The 20,289-nt window shown below is 71.3% G+C and carries 20 protein-coding genes; 16 read left to right on the top strand and 4 right to left on the bottom strand.

What is annotated here, in order from left to right:
* Positions 1–140 precede the first annotated feature (140 nt).
* The 10 genes from AMO33_RS04265 (at position 141) to AMO33_RS04305 (ending at position 10,263) form a co-directional block, all read left to right on the top strand.
* Positions 141–1,658 (top strand): serine/threonine-protein kinase, encoded by a 1,518-nt coding sequence (locus AMO33_RS04265; RefSeq protein WP_261307337.1) that lies wholly within the window; start codon positions 141–143, stop codon positions 1,656–1,658.
* A gap of 240 nt (positions 1,659–1,898) precedes the next feature.
* Positions 1,899–3,011: a baeRF11 domain-containing protein gene (locus AMO33_RS04270; RefSeq protein WP_060590667.1), complete on the top strand. Its 1,113-nt coding sequence runs from the start codon at positions 1,899–1,901 to the stop codon at positions 3,009–3,011.
* A 234-nt stretch (positions 3,012–3,245) separates the two neighbouring features.
* Positions 3,246–3,917, top strand: a complete 672-nt coding sequence (locus AMO33_RS04275; protein ID WP_011209722.1) for an HAD family hydrolase — start codon at positions 3,246–3,248, stop codon at positions 3,915–3,917.
* A 129-nt stretch (positions 3,918–4,046) separates the two neighbouring features.
* Positions 4,047–4,907, top strand: a complete 861-nt coding sequence (locus tag AMO33_RS04280; RefSeq protein WP_060590669.1) for a HalD/BesD family halogenase — start codon at positions 4,047–4,049, stop codon at positions 4,905–4,907.
* A gap of 33 nt (positions 4,908–4,940) precedes the next feature.
* Positions 4,941–5,762, top strand: a complete 822-nt coding sequence (locus AMO33_RS04285) for a class I SAM-dependent methyltransferase (RefSeq protein WP_060590671.1) — start codon at positions 4,941–4,943, stop codon at positions 5,760–5,762.
* Between the two features lie 34 nt (positions 5,763–5,796).
* On the top strand, positions 5,797–7,617 hold the full coding sequence (locus AMO33_RS04290) for a choline/carnitine O-acyltransferase (protein WP_060590672.1): 1,821 nt from the start codon (positions 5,797–5,799) through the stop codon (positions 7,615–7,617).
* Positions 7,618–7,697: 80 nt separating this feature from the next.
* Positions 7,698–7,961: a phosphoribosyl-ATP diphosphatase gene (locus tag AMO33_RS04295; protein WP_011209718.1), complete on the top strand. Its 264-nt coding sequence runs from the start codon at positions 7,698–7,700 to the stop codon at positions 7,959–7,961.
* Between the two features lie 44 nt (positions 7,962–8,005).
* Positions 8,006–8,857, top strand: a complete 852-nt coding sequence (gene hisG, locus AMO33_RS04300; protein WP_011209717.1) for an ATP phosphoribosyltransferase — start codon at positions 8,006–8,008, stop codon at positions 8,855–8,857.
* A 126-nt stretch (positions 8,858–8,983) separates the two neighbouring features.
* Positions 8,984–9,118: a hypothetical protein gene (locus AMO33_RS32485; protein WP_255266247.1), complete on the top strand. Its 135-nt coding sequence runs from the start codon at positions 8,984–8,986 to the stop codon at positions 9,116–9,118.
* The gene (locus tag AMO33_RS04305; protein WP_107103082.1) at positions 9,118–10,263 is read left to right on the top strand and encodes a YeiH family protein; all 1,146 of its coding nucleotides are present in this window, start codon (positions 9,118–9,120) and stop codon (positions 10,261–10,263) included. Before AMO33_RS32485 ends, AMO33_RS04305 begins: the two co-directional genes overlap by 1 nt.
* A 39-nt stretch (positions 10,264–10,302) precedes the next feature.
* Here AMO33_RS04305 and AMO33_RS04310 read toward each other — a convergent pair whose 3' ends face one another.
* A complete protein-coding gene (locus AMO33_RS04310; RefSeq protein ID WP_076573417.1) occupies positions 10,303–11,211 on the bottom strand; it encodes a RecB family exonuclease in 909 nt (302 codons plus the stop codon).
* 123 nt (positions 11,212–11,334) lie between these two features.
* Between AMO33_RS04310 and AMO33_RS04315 the strand changes: the two genes are divergently transcribed.
* Positions 11,335–12,168 carry a tRNA (adenine-N1)-methyltransferase gene (locus AMO33_RS04315; protein ID WP_060590674.1) on the top strand — a complete coding sequence of 278 codons (834 nt, stop codon included), beginning with the start codon at positions 11,335–11,337 and terminating at the stop codon, positions 12,166–12,168.
* Positions 12,169–12,273: 105 nt separating this feature from the next.
* Here the strand turns inward: AMO33_RS04315 and AMO33_RS04320 are convergent, their stop codons facing one another.
* Positions 12,274–12,795, bottom strand: a complete 522-nt coding sequence (locus AMO33_RS04320) for a hypothetical protein (protein ID WP_060590676.1) — start codon at positions 12,793–12,795, stop codon at positions 12,274–12,276.
* Between the two features lie 178 nt (positions 12,796–12,973).
* Between AMO33_RS04320 and arc the strand changes: the two genes are divergently transcribed.
* From arc to AMO33_RS04340, 4 genes are all read left to right on the top strand, one after another.
* The gene (gene arc / locus AMO33_RS04325; protein ID WP_011209712.1) at positions 12,974–14,734 is read left to right on the top strand and encodes a proteasome ATPase; all 1,761 of its coding nucleotides are present in this window, start codon (positions 12,974–12,976) and stop codon (positions 14,732–14,734) included.
* 101 nt (positions 14,735–14,835) lie between these two features.
* The gene (locus AMO33_RS04330) at positions 14,836–15,204 is read left to right on the top strand and encodes an arsenate reductase family protein (RefSeq protein WP_011209711.1); all 369 of its coding nucleotides are present in this window, start codon (positions 14,836–14,838) and stop codon (positions 15,202–15,204) included.
* 52 nt (positions 15,205–15,256) lie between these two features.
* Positions 15,257–15,937 carry a TIGR00266 family protein gene (locus tag AMO33_RS04335; RefSeq protein ID WP_041560189.1) on the top strand — a complete coding sequence of 227 codons (681 nt, stop codon included), beginning with the start codon at positions 15,257–15,259 and terminating at the stop codon, positions 15,935–15,937.
* A 61-nt stretch (positions 15,938–15,998) separates the two neighbouring features.
* Complete coding sequence (locus AMO33_RS04340) at positions 15,999–16,394, top strand: nitroreductase family deazaflavin-dependent oxidoreductase (protein WP_060590677.1); 396 nt, start codon at positions 15,999–16,001, stop codon at positions 16,392–16,394.
* Between the two features lie 30 nt (positions 16,395–16,424).
* On the opposite strand, the gene AMO33_RS04345 is transcribed toward AMO33_RS04340, so the two are convergent.
* Together AMO33_RS04345 and AMO33_RS04350 are read right to left on the bottom strand one after the other, a co-directional pair.
* Complete coding sequence (locus tag AMO33_RS04345; protein WP_060590679.1) at positions 16,425–17,189, bottom strand: AraC family transcriptional regulator; 765 nt, start codon at positions 17,187–17,189, stop codon at positions 16,425–16,427.
* 135 nt (positions 17,190–17,324) lie between these two features.
* Positions 17,325–18,506, bottom strand: a complete 1,182-nt coding sequence (locus AMO33_RS04350) for a DUF418 domain-containing protein (protein WP_011209707.1) — start codon at positions 18,504–18,506, stop codon at positions 17,325–17,327.
* A gap of 150 nt (positions 18,507–18,656) precedes the next feature.
* On the opposite strand from AMO33_RS04350, the gene dop reads away from it, so the two are divergent.
* A complete protein-coding gene (gene dop / locus AMO33_RS04355; protein WP_011209706.1) occupies positions 18,657–20,156 on the top strand; it encodes a depupylase/deamidase Dop in 1,500 nt (499 codons plus the stop codon).
* Positions 20,157–20,289 lie beyond the last annotated feature (133 nt).

Genomic DNA, 20,289 nt, shown 5'->3' on the forward strand with positions numbered 1-20,289 from the left:
TTGCAACTGCGTCCGGGGCAGTGGGCGGATGCCGTTCGTCCCACGGTCCCGGGGGCAAAGCACTTCGGCGCGTCCGCTTTTCGGTCATCGACGGGTCTGCGCGGCGGTGCGGTGAGGCTCGGCAGAAGGGGCACGACCACATGACGGCGGACCGGTTGATCGCTGGACGGTATCGGCTGGCCGAGCGGATCGGCACCGGCGCGATGGGCGTGGTGTGGCGCGCCACCGACGAGCGATTGCAGCGGGTGGTCGCGGTCAAGCAGTTGTTGCTGGCGCCGGGTCTCACCCGGGAGCAGGCGCAGGATGCGAAGCAACGTGCCATGCGCGAGGGCCGCATCGCCGCCCGGCTGCACCATCCGCACGCCATCACCGTCTTCGATGTGGCCGAGGAGGACGGCCAGCCGTGGCTGGTGATGGAGTACATGCCCGCGCCGAGTCTGGCCGCCGAGATCGCGGGCGGGCGCACGTTGCCGCCGCATCAGGTGGCCGACATCGGCGCGCAGGCCGCCGCCGCGTTGGCCGCCGCGCATGCCGCCGGGATCATGCACCGGGACGTGAAGCCGGCGAACCTGCTGGTCGGCAACGGCACCGTGAAGATCACCGATTTCGGTATCTCGCGGGCGGTCGGCGACGTCACGGTGACGGCGACCGGCTTTCTCGCCGGTACCCCCGCCTACCTCGCGCCCGAGGTGGCACGGGGGGAGGATCCCTCGCCCGCGTCGGACGTCTTCGCGCTCGGCGCGACGCTGTACGCGGCCGTGGAGGGCGCGCCCCCGTTCGGTGAGGGAGACAACCCGCTGGCCGTCCTGCACGCGGTGGCCCGCGGCGAGATACCGCCGCCCCGCCGGGCCGGACCGCTTGCGCCGGTGCTGATGCGGCTGCTCGCGGCCGATCCGGCGGCCCGGCCCAGCATGCCGGAGGCCGCCCGCGCGCTGGCCGATGTGGCCGCCGGGCGTACCCCGGCACTGGCGGCGGCGCCCGCCGCGACCAGGGTGATGCCGACCCCGGGGGCGGACTCGACCGCGGTGTTCGGTTCCGGCTCCGCCGCGACCGGGTCGTCCGGGGTGGGTTGGTCCGGTGCGGGCGCGCGTCCCGCACCGGCACCCGGGTCCGGTCCGCGTCGCGGGCCGGCCGCACATCCCGGCCCGGTGTCCGCCGCGCCCGGGACCGCCCCGGCTCCGGCGCGTCCCGCCGAGGCGGGCGGCGCGCGCCGTCCCACCCTGCTGCTGGTCGCCATCGCCGCGGTGGCCGTGCTCGCCCTCGCCGGGCTGCTGCTGGCCACCCGCGACCGGGACGGCGCCGACGACACCGCCGCCCCACCGGTCGCGACCCCGTCTGCCGCCCCGAACCCGGCCCCGGCGGCGGCGCACCCCAGCCCGAGCCCCCGGCACCGTCCACGACGACGACGACCACGACCGCTACGACCACGGCGCCGACCACGACGACGACGCCGCCACCGGCGGACGCGGCGAGCTTCGCCCGCACCTACTACGGGATGCTCCCCGGCGACATCGCCGGCGCCTGGTCCCAGCTCACCCCCGCCTATCAGGCCCAGACCGGCGGATTCGGGGCCTACTCCAGGTTCTGGTCCTCGATCCGGTCGGTCCGCGTCGACGCGGTCACGCCCACCGGGCCCGACACCGCCACCGTCGCCCTGACCTACACCACGGCCGACGGCACCGTCACCAGCGAAAACCGCTGGATCCGGGTGAGCACCGACGACGGCCGCACCCGCATCGCCGGCTCGGGCCTGTAAGCGGCGAACCCGGATCGTCCGGCGGGGTGCGCGGGTATCGTCGGGATGGCAGCACGACCATCCGCCGGTCGACGGCGGGGCGGGGGCGCGGCGAACCCGCGGCAGTGGACGAGAGCTCGACGGCACCAGGCTTGGAGGGCAGATGTTGCACACCGATATTCCGACGCGCGGCGAAATCCAGCGGCTGGTCGCGGAGACCACCCCGTGGAGCGTGACGCTCTACACCCCGACGGAGATCGACACCGCGGCACCCGATGCCAACCGGATCGCCTTCTCGAACCAGGCGCGGGCGGCGCTGGACCGGGTCGAGGACCGCGCGGCCCGCGCGGCTCTGGCGGAGGAGTTCGACGACCTGATCGACGACGACGAGTTCTGGCGGTGGCAATCCACGTCGCTGGTGGTCCTCGGCACCCCGGACCGGGTGCGCACCTACCGGGTGCCCAACCGGCTGTCCGCCGGCGTGTTCGTCGGGGACCGCTTTCACATCAAGCCACTGCTGCGTGCCACCACCTTCCCGCAGACGGCCTTCGTGCTGGCTCTCGCCGAAGGTTCGGTGCGGCTGGTGGAGGTGAGCGGTGACGGCGGCGCCGCGGAGGTGCGGGTGCCCGAGTTGCCCGAGAGCGCGGCGGACCACGCGGGCAAGAGCTCGCTCAGCGGCCGCGCGCCGAAGCGCCGCATCCAGGGCACCGAGGGCCGCAAGCTGCGCGTGCGGCAGTACGCCAGGGCCATCGATCGCGCGCTGCGGGATGTGCTGGCCGGTCGCGGCGTGCCGTTGATCCTGGCCGCCACCGAGCCGATCGATTCGCTGTACCGCTCGGTCAACAGCTATCCGGAGTTGCTGGACGAGTCGATGCCGGGCAACCCCGAACAGCTCACCGATGCCGAACTCGGCGCCCGGGCGCGCGAGCTGCTCGACAAGTACTACGCCGACCAGCTCACCGCCGTGCGGGAACTGTTCGATCAGCGGGTCGGCGAGGGCCGTGCCGCCACCGATCTGGCCGACATCGCGCGCGCCGCCACCTTCGGCATGGTGGACACGCTGCTGGTCGACATCGACGCGACCGTGCCCGGCTCGATCTCCGCCGGCGGCGAGCTCACCGTCGGTGACGCGTCCGCCGACGGCGCGCCCGGCGTCGTGGACGAGATCTGCCGCCGCGTCATCCAGGCCGACGGCCGGGTGCTGGCCGTCCGATCCGACGACATGCCCGGCGGCGGCGCCGCCGCAGCCATCCTGCGCTACGCCCCGACGACCTGACATCCCGCATCCCGGCCCGGTCGAACCGCGACACCGGAAGCGCGGCAGCCCCACAGCCGCCCTGGAGCAAGGGCGCTGCCAACCCTGTGTGGCGCGCCTGCGCCGGTACGCCGACACCGGCGGACGCGCCGTGTGACGGCCGACACCGCCGCGCCGGCGCGGCGGCTTCGGCGCGGCGGCGGTCGATAGGGTGGGGGCGCCGGGGTGGTCCCGGAAACGAGGGAGAGGCGACGGATGACGGGGCGACTCGCCGCGGTCCTGTGGGATATGGACGGGACGCTGCTGGATTCGGAGAAGCTGTGGGACATCGCGGTGCGCGAGCTCGCGGTGGAGCTGGGTACCGAGATGACCGACGAGGTGCGGCACGCGCTGGTCGGGGCGTCGGGACCGAACGCGCTGCGCATCCTGTTCGACGGGCTGGGGGTGGATCCGACGACCGAGGCGTTGCGCGAGGCCGCCGACTTTCTCGAGCGCCGTGTCGGTGACCTGATGACCGGCCCCATCCCGTGGCGGCCCGGCGCGGCGGACGCGCTCGCGCTGGTACGCGCGGCCGGTCTGCCCAGCGCGCTGGTGACCAACACGATCCGCTCGCTCACCGAGTTCGGCCTCGACACCCTCGGCCGCCACCACTTCGACGTCTCGGTCTGCGGTGACGAAGTCGCGGAGGGCAAGCCCGCCCCCGATCCCTACCTGCGGGCCGCCGAACTACTCGGCGTCGACCCGCGACACTGTGTGGCCGTGGAGGATTCGCCCACCGGCGCCCGTGCCGCCACCGCCGCGGGGTGCGCCGTCATCGTGGTGCCCTGTGAGGTGCCCGTGCCCGACGGTCCCGGCCGCGTGCTGCGCGAGTCGTTGATCGGGCTCACCGTCGACCACCTGCACCAGGCACTGCGCCGCGTGGCGTGACCACGTCCAATTCCAGGCGGAAATTACTGTGCGGCAACACAACTGAGCCGTTGTCGCTGTGATCGTCTTCACCGGTGATCTTCGGTGAATCCCGGGCGTGTCCGACACGCCGTGCCCCAGAATGACGCCATGACAGCCACCGGCGTGTTGGACGAAATCGTCGACACCGCACGGTATCCGCTGGGGATGCCGGGCGGCAGGCAATGGGAGGAGGCGGTGGCGACCGCGCGCGCCGAACTGGCCGCGGACGGGTGCACGGTGCTGCGGGAGTTCATCCGCCCGGAACTGGTCGAGACCCTGCGCGCCCAGGGTGCGGCGATGGCCCCGCACGCCTACTACCGCACCGAGCGGGTCAACGCCTACAACATCCCGCTCGACACCGAGCTGCCGCCGGAACATCCCGGCCGGATCGTGCTCGATCGCGGCAACGCCTTCGTCCCCCGCGACCGGATCCCCGCCGACGCGCTCATCCACCGCCTCTACACCGATCCCTGCTTCCAGCGGTTCGTCGCGGACTGCTTCGGCCTGGAGCGGCTGCACGAATACGCCGACCCGCTGGCCGGGCTGTGCCTGAACGTGGTGGCGCCGGGCATGTCGCACCCCTGGCACTTCGACACCAACGAGTTCACCGTCAGCATGCTCACCCAGCTGCCCGACGAGGGCGGCGTCTTCGAATACTGCCCCGGCATCCGTACCCCGCACGACGAACGCTTCGACGACGTGCGCGCGGTGCTGACCGGGACCGGGGAGCGCCTGGTGCGCAGGCTGGAGCTGCGCCCCGGCGACCTGCAACTGTTCCAGGGCCGCTTCTCGCTGCACCGCGTGACACCGGTTTCCGGTGTCACCCAACGGCATTCGGCGATCTTCGCCTACACCGACCGTCCCGGTGTGATCGGCACCGTGGAACGCACCCGTCAGCTGTTCGGGCGGGTCCTGCCGGACCATCTCGCCGCGGCCGAGGCCGTGCGCGGCGACCGATTACTCGACTGAGCAAGTTCCCGACCCGAGAGGAAACGAAGACACGTGCCAGTGCCGTTACACACCACCGGGAAAGCCTCCTTCGACGACATCTACGACCGTCCCGATCCCCGCGCGTACTACACCCGGATGTCCGCCCTGGACTATCGGATACCGGAACTGGCGAAACCGTTCTTCGAGCAGCAGATCCGGGAGTATCGCGCCTCGGCCCGCACCGACACTCCCACCGTGCTCGACATCGGCTGCTCCTACGGGGTGAACGCCGCGCTGCTGCGGTTCGACACCACCATCGCCGACCTCGCCGCCCACTACGCCGGCGCGGGTGATCTCGACCCCGCCGCGCTCGCCGCCCGCGACCGTGCCCGGCTCACCGAGTACGACGCCTGGCCCGGGGTGCGCTTCCTCGGCGTCGACGCCTCCCGGCCCGCGCTGGACTACGCCGCCGCGGCCGGCCTGCTGCACGAGGTCGTGCACGCCGACCTGGAGGCGGCCGATCCCACCGACGACCAGCGCGCCCTGCTCGCGCGGGCCGATCTGGTCGTGTCCACCGGCTGCATCGGCTACGTCACCGAGAAGACCCTGGTCCGGGTCGCCACCGCACATCCGCGGCGGCGACCCTGGATGGCGCACTTCGTGCTGCGCATGTTCGATTTCGGGCCGATCGCCGCGGAACTCGACGCGCTGGGCTACCGCACCGAACAGGTGCCAGGCCTGTTCCGGCAGCGCCGCTTCGCCGCACCGGCCGAGCGCGATCACGTGCTGGCCACGCTGGCCGATCACGGGATCGACACCCGGGGCCACGAGAGCGAAGGATGGCTGTACGCGAGCCTGTTCGTCTCGCGGCCCGATCCCGCCGCCCGCGCCTGAGCCCGTTCCCACCCCCGACCTCGAGGAAACCGACTTGACCGAACGCACCTTCGCCGCCGAGGACCACCTGCCCCGGGTACCGCTGCCCACGCTGGAGGCCAGCTGCGAACGCTTCCTGCAGTGGTGTTCGCCGCTGCTCACCGCCGAGGAACTCGCCACGACCCGGGCCGCGGTGGACGAGCTGCTGCGTCCCGGTGGGCCCGGCCGCACCCTGCACGCGGCGCTGGCGGAGTACGACGCCACCCCCGGCGTCGGCAGCTGGCTCGACCAGTTCTGGCCGTCGCGCTACCTGGGCCGCCGCGACCGGATCGCGCTGAACGCGAACTTCTTCTTCCTCTTCCGCGACGACACCGCGCTGGCGACCTCCACCCCCGCCGATCAGGTCGCGCGCGCGGCGGCCATCGTCCTGGCCGCGGTCGACTACAAGCTCGCCCTCGACCGCGAGGAGATCCCACCCGCCACCCAGCGCGGGCAGCGGCTGTCGATGTGGCAGAACAAGTACCTGTTCTCCGAGACCCGCATCCCGGGCGTCGAGCAGGACACCGTGCGGGTGCCCTACAGCGACGACTGGCCCGGCCACTCCCAGGAACGCCACATCGTGGTGTTCCACCGCGGCAACGCCTTCCGTCTCGATGTGCTCGGCCCGGGCGGCGTGCCGTACTCGCTCGACGACCTGGCCGACGGCCTGCGTGCCGTGCTCAAGGCGGGCGCCAAGGCCGCCCCCACCGATACCGCCGTCGGCCACCTCACCACCGAGGCGCGCGCGGACTGGGCGGCCGACCGCGCGGCCCTGCGTGCCGAACCCGCCAACGTCGCCGCGCTGGACACCATCGAGACCGCGCTGTTCTGCCTCTGCCTGGAAGACGTCGCCCCGCGCGACCAGCTGCACGCCTGTGACCAGCTGCTGCACGGCGACAGCGGCAACCGGTGGTTCGACAAGTCGGTGTCGTTCATCGTCTTCGCCGACGGCAGCGCGGGCATCAACGTCGAGCACTGCGGGCTCGACGGCACCACCATCCTGTCGTTCGTCGACACCCTGCTCGAGACCCGCGCCGCCGCGCACGCCGAATCGGCGGGCGCGCAACCGCAGGGCCTGCCCGCGGTGGAGCCGATCGAGTTCGTGCTGAACACCGATCTGCGGGCCCGGATCGCCGCCGCGGCACAGGATTTCGCCGAGTACGCCGCCGCGAACGCCACCACCACGGTGTCTTTCCCCGATTTCGGCACCACCCGCGCCAAGCGGCTCGGCATCTCCCCGGACGCCTTCGCCCAGCTGAGCTACCAGCTGGCGCACCGGCGCAGCAAAGGGCTCACCGGGGCGACCTACGAGTCCATCGCCACCCGGCAGTACCGCAACGGCCGCACCGAGGCCATGCGGGTGGTCACCCCGGAGATGATCGCCTTCGTCGACGCCATGCAGGACGGCACCGCCGACCGCGCCACCCGGCTGGCTGCCGCCCGCACCGCCGCCGACGCCCACGTGGCGCGGGCCAAACAGTGCCAGGCCGGCGACGCCCCCGAACAGCACCTGTGGGAGCTGCAGTGGATCCAGCGGCGCCGCGGCGCCGAGCTGGGGGTCACCGAGCCGATCGCGCTCTACGACAGCCCCGGCTGGACGATCATGCGCGACGACTACCTGAGCACGAGCTCCGCGCCCTCGGTCAACATCGAGTACTTCGGGTTCGGTTCCACCAGCTCGCGCTGCATCGGCATCGCCTACGTGCTGCTGCCGGACCGCTGGAATCTCTACCTGGCCACCCCGGCGGCGGTCGCCGACCAGATGCACGCGTTCGCCGGACACCTGCGCACCGCGGTGGCCGAACTGGCCGAGCTGCTCGAGCCCGACGCCCACTGACCGCCGACGGCCGCCGCCGGTCCCCGACCGGTGGCGGCCGATCGTCGCCGCGCTGCCGGGGTCTGAGAGAATGACCCCCCGTGAAGACTTTCGAAACCCTGTTCGCCGAGCTGCAGGACCGTGCCGCCACCCGCCCCGAGGGATCCGGCACCGTGGCCGCCCTGGACGCCGGCGTGCATGCCCAGGGTAAGAAGGTGCTCGAGGAGGCCGGCGAGGTGTGGCTGGCCGCCGAACACGAGAGCGACGAGTCGCTGGCCGAGGAGATCTCCCAGCTGCTGTACTGGGTGCAGGTGCTGATGGTCGGGCGGGGGTTGAAGCTCGAGGACGTGTACCGACATCTGTGACGGTCCCGCCCTCCGCTTCCCACACTCTCCCGAAAGGACCCGTCATGCTGCGCGTCGCAGTCCCCAACAAAGGCGCACTGTCCGAATCCGCGACCTCGATCCTGAGCGAGGCCGGGTACCGCAAGCGCACCGACTCCCGCGACCTGAGCGTGCTCGACCCGGAGAACCAGGTCGAGTTCTACTTCCTGCGTCCGAAGGACATCGCCGTCTACGTCGGCTCCGGCGAGCTCGACCTCGGTATCACCGGCCGTGACCTGGCGCTGGATTCCGGCGCACCGGTGCAGGAGCGGCTCGCGCTCGGCTTCGGCCGCTCCACCTTCCGCTACGCCGCGCCGGCCGGTCGGGAGTGGAAGGTCGAGGACCTCTACGACAAGCGGATCGCCACCTCCTATCCGAACCTGGTGCTGAGCGACCTGCGCCGCCGCGGCATCGAGGCCGAGGTCATCCGGCTCGACGGCGCGGTGGAGATCTCCATCCAGCTCGGCGTCGCCGACGCCATCGCCGACGTGGTGGGTTCGGGCCGCACGCTGCGCCAGCACAACCTGGTCGCCTTCGGCGAGACGCTGTGCGACTCGGAGGGGGTGCTCGTCGAGCGGGTCGGAGCCGACCGCGACGACCGCGCCCGCAACCAGCTCGTCGCCCGTATCCAGGGTGTCGTGTTCGCCCAGCAGTACCTGATGCTGGACTACGACTGCCCCAAGGAACTGCTCGACCAGGCGGTGCAGATCACCCCCGGCCTGGAGTCGCCGACGGTCTCTCCGCTGGCCGACGAGGGCTGGGTCGCGGTGCGCGCGCTGGTACCGCGCGGCAAGGGCAATTCGGTGATGGATCGGCTGGCCGACCTCGGCGCCAAGGCGATCCTGGCCACCGACATCCGCTCCTGCCGCGCGTTCTGACCGCCCACGACAAACCGCGCCGCCACCCTGGGTCAACGGATCGATTCAGGCTGTTCGCAACCGGTGTGGCTGTCGGCTCGGCGTTGATACGGTGCGCCCCTCGATGAGGACCCCGAGGAGCACACCGTGTCACAGCATTCCCCCGGCGAGCCGCCGGAGAGCACCTTCACCTGGAACGAGGACTGGCTCGCCGCCGTCGTCGGGCTGACCCTGCTCGCGCTCGTCCTGCTCGGGGCGATCCCGGATTGGCTGGTGCCGTGATGGCCGAGCTCGACGCGCGCGCCGGCACGCCGGTGACTTCGGAAACCGATGCGGTACGCCAGGATTCGACCACGACGTGGCGCGGGATCGTCGCCGGGGTGGCGGTGGTGCTCGTGCTGGGGGCGCTGACCCGGTTCTTCGAGACGCAGGTGCCGCGGTGGGCCGACGGCACCCCCGCGCAGCGGGTGGCCAAGTCGATCGAGTACCCGGTGTACGCGATCGCGCTCGGGCTCGCCGGTGCGGCGATCCTGACGAAACTGGGCCTGCGCGAGCGGCTTTCGGCCGGGTTCCGCACCGAGTTCTTCATCAAGACCGGCGTGGTGCTGCTCGGCGCCTCCATCAATCTGAAGATCCTGGTCACCGCGGCCGGCCCCGCCATCGTGCAGGCGCTGCTGCTGATCACCGTCGTGTTCGGGTTCACGTGGTGGTTCGGCGGCAGGCTCGGGCTCGACGACAGGTTGCGCGCGCTGCTGTCCTCGGCGGTGTCGATCTGTGGGGTGAGCGCGGCGATCGCGGCGGCGGGTGCGGTGCAGGCGCGCCGGGAGCAGATCGCCTACGCGGCATCGCTGGTGATCATCTTCGCGCTGCCCTCGATCTTCCTGCTGCCGTGGCTGGCCGGCCTGTTCGGTCTGTCCGACGCGGTGGCGGGTGCGTGGATCGGCGGCAACATCGACACCACCGCGGCGGTCGCGGCCTCGGGTGCGATCGCGGGGGAGGGGACGCTCCAGATCGCCACGATCGTCAAGACCACCCAGAACGCGCTCATCGGCGTGGTGGCGATCGCGCTGACCGCCTATTTCACCCTCCGGATCGAGCGGGTGGCGGGGGCGGCCAGGCCGTCGGCGCGGCAGTTCTGGCAGCGGTTCCCGAAGTTCGTGCTCGGCTTCGTGGCCGCCTCGGTGATCGGCACGCTCTACCTCGCCGCGGTGGACAAGGCGACCGGCTCGGCGCACATCGCCATCGTCAACGACCTGCGCACGTGGTTCCTGATCCTGGCGTTCGTCTCGATCGGCCTGGAGTTCTCGCCGCGCGGCCTGCGCGCGGCGGGCTGGCGCCCGATCGCGGTGTTCGGTTCCGCGGTGGTGGTGAATCTCGTTGCCGGCCTCGGCCTGTCGATCCTGTTGTTCCGGAACTTCACCGTCTGAGCGGGGTGGCGTCGGCGGCGCACCGCCGGTTGCCGCCGCTCAGTCGGCGACCGACTCGGCCAGTGTCTCGTCCGGGGACTCGCCGACCGTCTCGGGCCAGCCGGGATACTCCGGCGGCGTGCCGCCGTAGGCCGGGCACAGCGGCTTGTAGTCGCAGTACCCGCACAACCAGCTGGTGCTCGGCGGGAACTCGCCGGTGCGGCCCGCCTCCCGGATCGCCGTCCAGAGCGCGGCCAGGGTGCGCTCGAAGCGGTCGAGTTCCTCGGCATCGGGCGCGTAGGTGAGGATCTGGCCGTCGGCCAGGTAGATCAGCCGCAGCTGGGCGGGCAGGATGCCGCGGGTGCGCAGCACGACCAGGGCGTAGAACTTGAGCTGGAACAGCGCCTTGGTCTCCTGCGCGGGGCCCGGCGCGCGGCCGGTCTTGTAGTCGACCACCCGCAGCTCACCGGTGGGGGCGACATCGATGCGGTCGACGAACCCGCGCAGCAGCACGCCGTCACCGAGCTCCACCTCCACCCGCGCCTCCCGTGACTCCGGCGAGAAACGGGTCGGGTCCTCGAGCCGGTAGTAGGTGTCGACCAGCGCGGCGACCTCGGCCAGGAAGGCCGCGGGCCCGTCTTCGGCGACCAGCTCGGCGATCTCCGGCCGTTCGGCCAGCACCCGCGCCCACGCCGGTTCGATCAACGCCGCCGCCCGGTCGCGGCCGCGCTCGGCAGCGGGCAGACCGTAGAGATCCTCGAGCACCGCGTGCACCACCGTGCCGCGCACGGCGTGCCGCGAGGGCGGCTCGGGGATGCGGTCGATGGCGCGCAGCCGGTACTTCAACGGGCACTGCTTGAAATCCATTGCCCGGGAGGGCGAGAGCGCGGGCCTGCGCGCGGGCTCCGGCGCGGCGGGCGCGGGCTGCGCGGCCCCCGTGGCAGGGGGTGTGGACACGGGCGCTGACATACCTGGCAGGCTATCCGGCGGCACCGACACCGACGGTGCACACGGGGCACACCCCTGACAGACCTGCGCGGACCCTGCGTAGACCAGCAGAAACCAGCAGAAACCAGCACGGAACGGAGTTACATGACGGCCAGACGGACCGGGCCATTCGCCATCGGGGACCGGGTGCAGCTGACCGACGCGAAGGGTCGCCTGCACACGGTGATCCTCGAGCCCGGCAAGGAGTTCCACACCCATCGCGGCGCGATCAAGCACGACGACCTGATCGGCGCCGACGAGGGCAGCGTGGTCAACTCCACCAACGGCACGCCGTACCTGGCGCTGCGTCCGCTGCTGGTCGACTACGTGCTGTCCATGCCGCGCGGCGCGGCGGTGATCTATCCCAAGGACGCCGCGCAGATCGTGCACGAGGGCGATGTCTTCCCCGGCGCCCGGGTGCTCGAGGCGGGGGCGGGTTCGGGCGCGCTGACCTGTTCGCTGCTGCGCGCGGTCGGGCCCGAGGGTGAGGTGCTCTCCTGGGAGATCCGCGAGGACCACGCCGAGCACGCCGTGCGCAACGTGGAGCGGTTCTTCGGCGAACGGCCCGCCAACTGGTCGTTGACCGTCGGCGATGTCGCCGAGTACAGCGGCGAGCCGGTGGACCGGGTGGTGCTGGACATGCTCGCCCCGTGGGACGCCCTGCCGACCGTGGCCGGGGCACTGGTGCCGGGCGGTGTGCTGATCGTCTATGTGGCGACGGTCACCCAGTTGTCGAAGGTGGTCGAGGCGCTGCGGGAGCAGGAGTGCTGGACCGAGCCGCGCTCGTGGGAGTCGATGGTGCGGCCCTGGCACGTGGTGGGGCTGGCGGTGCGGCCCGAGCACCGGATGCAGGCGCATACGGCGTTCCTGGTCAGCGCCCGGCGCCTGGCCGAGGGCGTGGTCACTCCCAAACCGCAGCGGCGCCCGTCCAAGGGGTGAGACGGTCGCGGCGCGTCCACGCCGTCCAGCCCGTGGGACGGCTGCGCCCGCGTGCGTTTCACCCGCCGGTGGACGGGGAACGATCACACGCGGGCGCGCCGGTGATCACGGCGTGCAGGGAGCCTGCGCGAAGGCCAGCAGCGTGCAGGCGCTCGCGTCCGAGATCTTCCACTTGTCGTCCTCGTGCTGCCAGGTCAGCGGCATGGCGGGGGCGACACCGTGCGGGGAGGTGATGACGACCTGAGCGGTCGCGGATTCGCCCTCGGTCTTGATGTCGCTGATCGCGAAGGTCAGCGGCCCGTAGCCGCCGAGGACCTGGTTCATCGTGTCGATGTTGGCGGCGCGCTTGTCGCCGTCCACCACGACCGCGGTCTTGTCGGCGGTGGTCTTGGCCGGATCCGCGAACAGGGTCAGCGTGCCCTGCAGCTCCTCGGCGGTCGGGGCGGCGTGGTCGTGATCACCGCTCGCGGAGGAGGTGGCCGCCGCGCTGGTGGCGGCCGCGCTGGTGCTGGTCGCGGCGGTGTCGGAGGACTCGTCGTCCGAACAGCCGGCCAGGCCGGCGGTGAGGGCGAGGGCCGCCGCGGCGGTGGCGACGCACAAGCGCAGGGACTTGGCGGGAAGGAGCATGTTCAGCAACCTTTCGGCTCGATGCCGAGGATTCCCTCCTCGGCCGGGTTAGGGGAGGCTAACATGGTTGCTCGGCCGCCGATCGCAGCACAGATGTGATCACGACGAAACAATGTCGGAAAGCGAGAACGGTTCGCGCCCGGTAGCGTTGATAGACCGGGACTGGGAGGAGCAGCACATGAGCCCCATCGAGAATTCGGATTCGGCGGCCTGGAGAGAGCTCGAGGCGGTACGCGCCGAGGCGGCTGCACTCCGAAGGCAACTCGCCGATTCGCCGGATCGCACACGTGAATTGGAAGCCCGCATCGATTCGCTGACCATTCGCAACACCAAGCTGATGGACACCCTCAAGGAAGCGCGCCAGCAACTGGTGGCGCTGCGCGAGGAGGTCGATCGGCTGGGTCAGCCGCCCAGCGGATACGGCATCCTGATCGGCGTGTACGACGATCAGACGGTCGACGTGTTCACTTCGGGTCGCAAGATGCGGTTGACCTGCTCGCCGAACATCGACACGTCCACGCTCTCCTACGGTCAGACCGTCCGGTTGAACGAGGCGCTGACCGTCGTGGAAGCGAACGAGTACGACGCGGTCGGTGAGATCGGCACGCTGCGCGAGATCCTCGACGACGGCCGCCGCGCCCTCGTGGTCGGGCACGCCGACGAGGAGCGGGTCGTCTGGCTGGCGGGTCCGCTGGCCAAGGTCGCCGAGGAGGACGACCTCGACGATCCCGATTCGCCCGTGCGCAAGCTGCGTCCCGGCGACTCCCTGCTGGTCGACACCAAGGCCGGATTCGCCTTCGAGCGCATCCCCAAGGCCGAGGTCGAGGATCTGGTGCTCGAGGAGGTGCCCGACGTCGACTACAGCGACATCGGCGGCCTGGGCAGGCAGATCGAACAGATCAGGGACGCGGTCGAGCTGCCGTTCCTGCACAAGGACCTGTTCCGCGAGTACGAGCTGCGCCCGCCCAAGGGCGTGCTGCTCTACGGCCCGCCCGGCTGCGGTAAGACGCTGATCGCCAAGGCGGTGGCCAACTCGCTGGCCAAGAAGATCGCCGAGGCGCGCGGTGAGGATGCCAAGGAAGCCAAGTCGTTCTTCCTGAACATCAAGGGCCCCGAGCTGCTGAACAAGTTCGTGGGCGAGACCGAGCGCCACATCCGGATCATCTTCCAGCGGGCCCGCGAGAAGGCCTCCGAGGGCACCCCGGTGATCGTGTTCTTCGACGAGATGGACTCGATCTTCCGCACCCGCGGCTCGGGCGTCTCGTCGGACGTGGAGACCACCGTGGTGCCGCAGCTGCTGTCGGAGATCGACGGCGTGGAGGGCCTCGAGAACGTCATCGTGATCGGTGCGTCCAACCGCGAGGACATGATCGACCCGGCCATCCTGCGGCCCGGCCGCCTCGATGTGAAGATCAAGATCGAGCGTCCGGACGCGGAGTCGGCGCAGGACATCTTCTCCAAGTACCTCACCGAGGATCTGCCGCTGCACGCCGACGACCTGGCCGAGTTCGGCGGCGACAAGGCCGCCTGCGTGCGCGCCATGATCGAGCGGGTCGTGGACCGGATGTACGCCGAGAGCGAGGACAACCGCTTCCTGGAGGTCACCTACGCCAACGGTGACAAGGAAGTCCTGTACTTCAAGGACTTCAACTCCGGCGCCATGATCCAGAACATCGTCGATCGCGCCAAGAAGTACGCGATCAAGTCGGTGCTCGAGACGGGCAGCCCGGGCCTGCGCATCCAGCATCTCTACGATTCGATCGTGGACGAGTTCTCCGAGAACGAGGACCTGCCCAACACCACGAATCCCGATGACTGGGCGCGGATCTCGGGCAAGAAGGGCGAGCGCATCGTCTACATCCGCACGCTGGTCACCGGCAAGAACGCCAGTGCGAGCCGGGCCATCGACACCGAGTCGAACACCGGCCAGTACCTGTAGGCCGACCGATCGAGGCCGCGTCTCCCGTTCGGGGGCGCGGCCTCGTCGCGTCCGGCGGGGTCCCGTTCCCCGGCCGCGCGGCGGCGTGGTTACCTGGTGACATGACGAGTGGTCACACCGAGATCTGGCACAATCCGCGCTGCTCCAAGAGCCGCAACGCCACCGCCTACCTCGACGAGGCGGGCGTGGACTACACCGTGCGCCGCTACCTCGACGACCCGCCGACCGCCGAGGAACTGCGCGCCGTGCTCGCCCGCCTCGGCGCCGAGCCCTGGGACATCACCCGCACCGGCGAACAGGCCGCCAAGGACCTGGGCATGGCCGACTGGGGCCGCACTCCGGCCGACCGGGAGCGCTGGATCGAGGCGCTGGTGGCCGAACCACGGCTGATCCAGCGCCCGATCGTGCTCACCGCCGACGGCGGCGCGGTGCTGGCGCGCAGCGACGAGGCGTTGCGCACACTGGGCTGAGGGCCGCGCGGGCAGCCCTGCCCGGGTCGCCCGCGCGGTAATGTCGCGGTCCATGAAGGTACACCTGCGCCACAATCCCGCCTCGACCGTCGCCCGCTGCTTCCTCGCGGGCGGGGAGCCGATGCGGGTCGAGAGCGGCGCCATGCTCGCGCATTCGGCCGGCGTCACCCTGCAGGCCAAGGCCGAAGGCGGCATCCTGGCCGGGTTGAAGCGCTCGGTGCTGGCCGGTGAGTCGTTCTTCGTCTCCACCTTCACCGCACCGCCGCAGGGCGGCTGGGTGGACGTGGCACCCGCCCTGCCCGGCGACATGCTGAATCTCGCGATCACCCCGGACCGCCCGTACTTCATCAGCCGCGGCGGCTGGATCGCCAACTCCTACGGCGTGACCGTGGAGAGCAAATGGGGCGGGTTCGCGAACCTGTTCGGCGGCGAGGGCGGTTTCGGTCTGCGCGCCCACGGCGAGGGCGAGGTGGTCGTCGGTGTGTTCGGCGCCATCGACGTCATCGATCTGCAGCCGGGCGAGCCGATCACCATCGACACCGGCCACGTCGTCGCCTACGACCTGGCGATGAACTTCACCATCCGCCGGGCCGTGTCGGGACGCTCCATCCAGTCCCTGAAATCCGGCGAGGGTTTCGTCTTCGACTTCGTCGGTCCGGGCCGGGTGCTGCTGCAGACCCGCAATCCGGGCGCCTTCGGGGCCTGGGCGGCGTCGATGGCGTCCTCGAGCTGAGCGACGCGTCGATCCGGAGTAGATTGGGCGGCGCCGGCTTCCACTCGGCGGAGAGGACGACATGGTTCTGCCACGCTCCCTGGCCACCCTCAACCGGCACCTCACCAATCCGGCGGCCAGACCGGTCGCCGGTCGCGTCCCCCCGGCCGCGGTGGTGGTGCATCGCGGCCGCCGCTCCGGCCGCACCTACGAGACACCCGTGCTGGCCTTCGCCGACGGCCCGGTCTACCGGATCGCGCTGACCTACGGCCCCGGCGTCGACTGGTTGAAGAACGTGCGCGCGGCCGGACGATTCGAGCTGCGCCGCACCGGCCGCACACTCACCCTCGTCGACCCCGAGGTGATCGAGGACCCGGCCGCCGCATGGGCGCCGCCCGTCGTGCGGCAGGTGTTGCGCGCCATCGGCGCCCGCTACCACCTGCGCGCGACCGTGCGGGAGCAGGCGGGCCTGCGGTAGGCCGGTCCTGCCGCCGGTGTGCCGCTCGGTTCAGCGCAGGTCGTCGCCCAGATCCCAGTGGGCGGCATGGTGGAGGGCGGTGGGGGAGAGGCCGAAGGTGCGGCGGCAGGTGCGGGTGAGGTCGGTGCCGTTGTCGAAGCCCGCGGCCTGGGCGGCGGTGGCGAGGTCGTCGCCGGAGCGGAAGCGGGCGACGGCGATTCGCAGGCGCAGCCAGAGAATGTAGGGGCGCAGCGGGATTCCGACCTGCTCGGTGAACAGGTGGGACAGGCGGCCGGGGGAGAGGCCGACCCGCTTGGCGACGTCGGCGCCGCGGACGGTGCGGTCGAGCACCAGCGAGGGCAGCAGGTGCAGCGCCTCGGTGACCGCGGCGTGGCGATGCGGCGGGGCCGGTGGCGTCGCGCGCAGGGCGTGCACGATGGCCGCCACCTGTTCGGCGATGGGGGAATTCAGCAGGGTGGCGGGCAGCGGGTCGCGGTCGTGGGCCCAGCCGCCGCGATGGGCATCCGCCGCGGCGGCGGCACCGGCCGCGGTCTCCGGATCGAGATACAGCGTCGCTCCCTCGGCGGCGGATTCGATCCGGTAGGGCGCGTCCGCGGGCACGATCACCCGGGTGCCCTGGTGCCGCACGCCGCCGGCGTCCATCACCGTCACCGGGGTACGGGCGACGAGCATCTGGACGGTGTGGTGGGCGTGCAGTGCGGTGGGCTCGATCGGCCCACCGAAGGCGAGAATGCCCGGCCGCAGCAAAGCTGTTGCCCAGCGCGGCTTTTCGTCGACGACCAGGGTGTTCTCCATCCGACGCTCCCGCACGCTGCCGCACCGGTGGGCCGGGTGTCGGCCCCACCGCCCGAGAATATCCGCCCGGCCTCGTCCGCGGAGGTCGTTTCGGCGAGCCGGTGGCAGCGCCGAGCCAGAATCGGTTGCGCCGCTTCAGCGGTCGCCGGACAGCCGCCGGTAGCTCACCTGCCAGAACCACTCCACCGGCCCGCGCTCGAAGCGGCGTAGCCACAGGTGCGCCGCCACCACGATGATCAGGCTGACCAGCAGGTACATTCCGACCGTGAACGGCACGCGCGCCGCCGGGTCCACCCGTGCCGCCAGCCCGAGGCCCCAGCCGTAGCACAGTGCCGAGGCCACCAGGTTCTGCAGGATGTAGCACGAGAGCGCGGTGCGGCCGACCTCGCCGAGCCTGCGCCCGGCGAATCCGACGCGCGGCCTGCGCAGGTAGAACTCGGCCACCAGGGCGAGCAGGCCGAACGCGACGAGCGGTGCGGTGCCGTAGCGGGTCAGGAAGATCACGTCGCCGCCGACGAACACACCGGCGGCCAGGTCGACCGGTGCCGCCACCGCGCCGAGCAGCATGAGGCGCTTGCGGATTCGCGCGCCCTCCGGCCGGAACACCCCGGCCCGGAACAACGCCGCACCGGCGAGGAACAACGCCACCGACATCGGGAACACGATGATCGGTTCGAGCCGGAACATGCCCGCGTTCGCCAGCCGGAACACCACCAGATCCCAGAACGATCCGTCGGCGTAGGGGTTCGGGTCCAGTGGCTCGCGCGCCGCGGGCTCGGCCGCCGGTGCGGCGGCGATCGCCACCGCGACCAGGGTGAGCAGCGCCAGATGCACCGCCGCCGCGCCGATCAGCCAGCGGCGCCGAGCCCGGTCGCTCGTGGCGAGCAGGAACGCCACCACCAGGCCCGTGACGGCGTACCCCATGAGCACGTCGAACTCGGCGACCAGCACGAAGTTCAGCACGCCGTCGAGGAACAGCAGGCCCGCCCGCCAGGGGTACTTGCCCGGCCACGGTCTGCCCGCGCGGGCGGCCGAGGCCTGCTGGATGGCCAGGCCGATGCCGAACATGATGGTCAGGAGGCCGAGGAACTTGCCCTGGGCGATCTGCTGGAGCACCCGCTCGGTCCAGTCCGCGCCCGCGGCGCCGAAGCCGGCGAGGTAGCCGACGAGCCCCTCGGGATCGGTCATGATCCAGATGTTGGTGCCGAGGGTGCCGAGGATGGCGATGCCGCGCAGGACGTCGAGGGCGGGCAGGCGGCCGCCCGGCGCGGGGGTGCGGGCCCGGTCCCGCGCCTGATCGGTGATCTGGTCGGTCACCCACCCACTATCGGCCCTCGCGCGCGCGAGGGAATCCGCCGCGAGGAGGAACCGATGTAGCCGGGAGAACGAATTCGGCTACACCCCGAGGAGGACACCGGTGCACCGGGTGCGGCCGATGCCGCCGCGCGCGTCGCCTAGGCTCGAGGTATGCAGCGCATCATCGGAATCGAGGTCGAATACGGCATCTCGACGCCCACCGAGCCGTCGGCCAACCCGATCCTCACCTCCACGCAGGCGGTTCTGGCGTACGCGGCGGCCGAGGGCGTGCCGCGCGCACGGCGCACCCGGTGGGACTACGAGGTGGAGTCGCCGCTGCGCGACGCGCGTGGCTTCGACCTGAGCCGGATGAACGGGCCGGCGCCGGTGATCGACGCCGACGAGGTCGGCGCCGCGAACATGATCCTCACCAACGGCGCGCGGCTCTACGTCGACCACGCCCACCCCGAGTACTCCGCCCCCGAGGTCACCGATCCGCTGGACGCGGTGATCTGGGACAAGGCGGGCGAGCGGGTGATGGAGGCCGCGGCCCGGCACGCCTCCAGTGTGCCCGGCGCGCCGCGGCTGCAGCTGTACAAGAACAACGTCGACGGCAAGGGCGCCTCCTACGGCACCCACGAGAACTACCTGATGAACCGGGACACCCCGTTCAACCAGATCATCGTGGGTCTGACGCCGTTCTTCGTCTCCCGGCAGGTGATCTGCGGGTCCGGCCGGGTCGGCATCGGCCAGTCCGGCGACCAGTCCGGCTTCCAGCTGTCCCAGCGCGCCGACTACATCGAGGTCGAGGTCGGCCTGGAGACCACCCTCAAGCGCGGCATCATCAACACCCGCGACGAACCGCACGCCGACGCCGACAAGTACCGCAGGCTGCACGTCATCATCGGGGACGCCAACCTGGCCGAGATGTCGACCTACCTCAAGGTCGGCACCACCGCGCTGGTGCTGGATCTCGTGGAGGCCGGGGAGGACCTGTCGGACCTGCAGCTGGCCCGGCCGGTCACCGCGGTGCACCAGATCAGTCACGATCCGACGCTGCGGGTGGCGGTGGCGATGGCCGACGGCCGCGAACTCACCGGCCTGGCGTTGCAGCGGCTCTACCACGAGCGGGTCGCGAAGTTCATGGACCGCGAGGGCAACGACGACCCGCGCGCCCGCGACATCCTCGAGAACTGGGCGATGGTGCTCGACCTGCTGGAGCGCGACCCGATGGAATGCGCGAACCTGCTGGACTGGCCCGCCAAGCTGCGCCTGCTCGAGGGCATGCGCAGCCGCGAGGGACTGAACTGGGCCGCCCCCAAGCTGCACCTGATGGACCTGCAGTACTCCGATGTGCGGCTGGACAAGGGGCTCTACAACCGCCTGGTCGCCCGCGGGTCGATGAAGCGGCTGGTGTCCGAACAGCAGGTGCTCGATGCGATGACCAACCCGCCCACCGACACCAGGGCCTATTTCCGCGGGGAGTGCCTGCGCCGCTTCGGCGCCGACATCGCCGCCGCGAGCTGGGACTCGGTGATCTTCGACCTGGGCGGCGATTCGCTGGTGCGCATCCCCACCCTGGAGCCGCGCCGCGGCACCAAGTCCCATGTCGGCAAGCTGCTCGACGGTGTGGACAGCGCCGCCGAACTGGTGGAGCAGCTGACGCACTGACCGGCAAAAGGCCACAGATCCGACATGGTGTCGGGGTGGCTGGGTAGTGTTGAAGAACGGGCACGCACATTGCGCACGACCGGAACCGTGCTCACCGATCCTGGGTCCGGTCGTGATGAGAACACAGGAGGTC

The sequence above is a fragment of the Nocardia farcinica genome, assembly GCF_001182745.1.
GTDB classification, from domain to species: Bacteria; Actinomycetota; Actinomycetes; order Mycobacteriales; family Mycobacteriaceae; genus Nocardia; species Nocardia farcinica.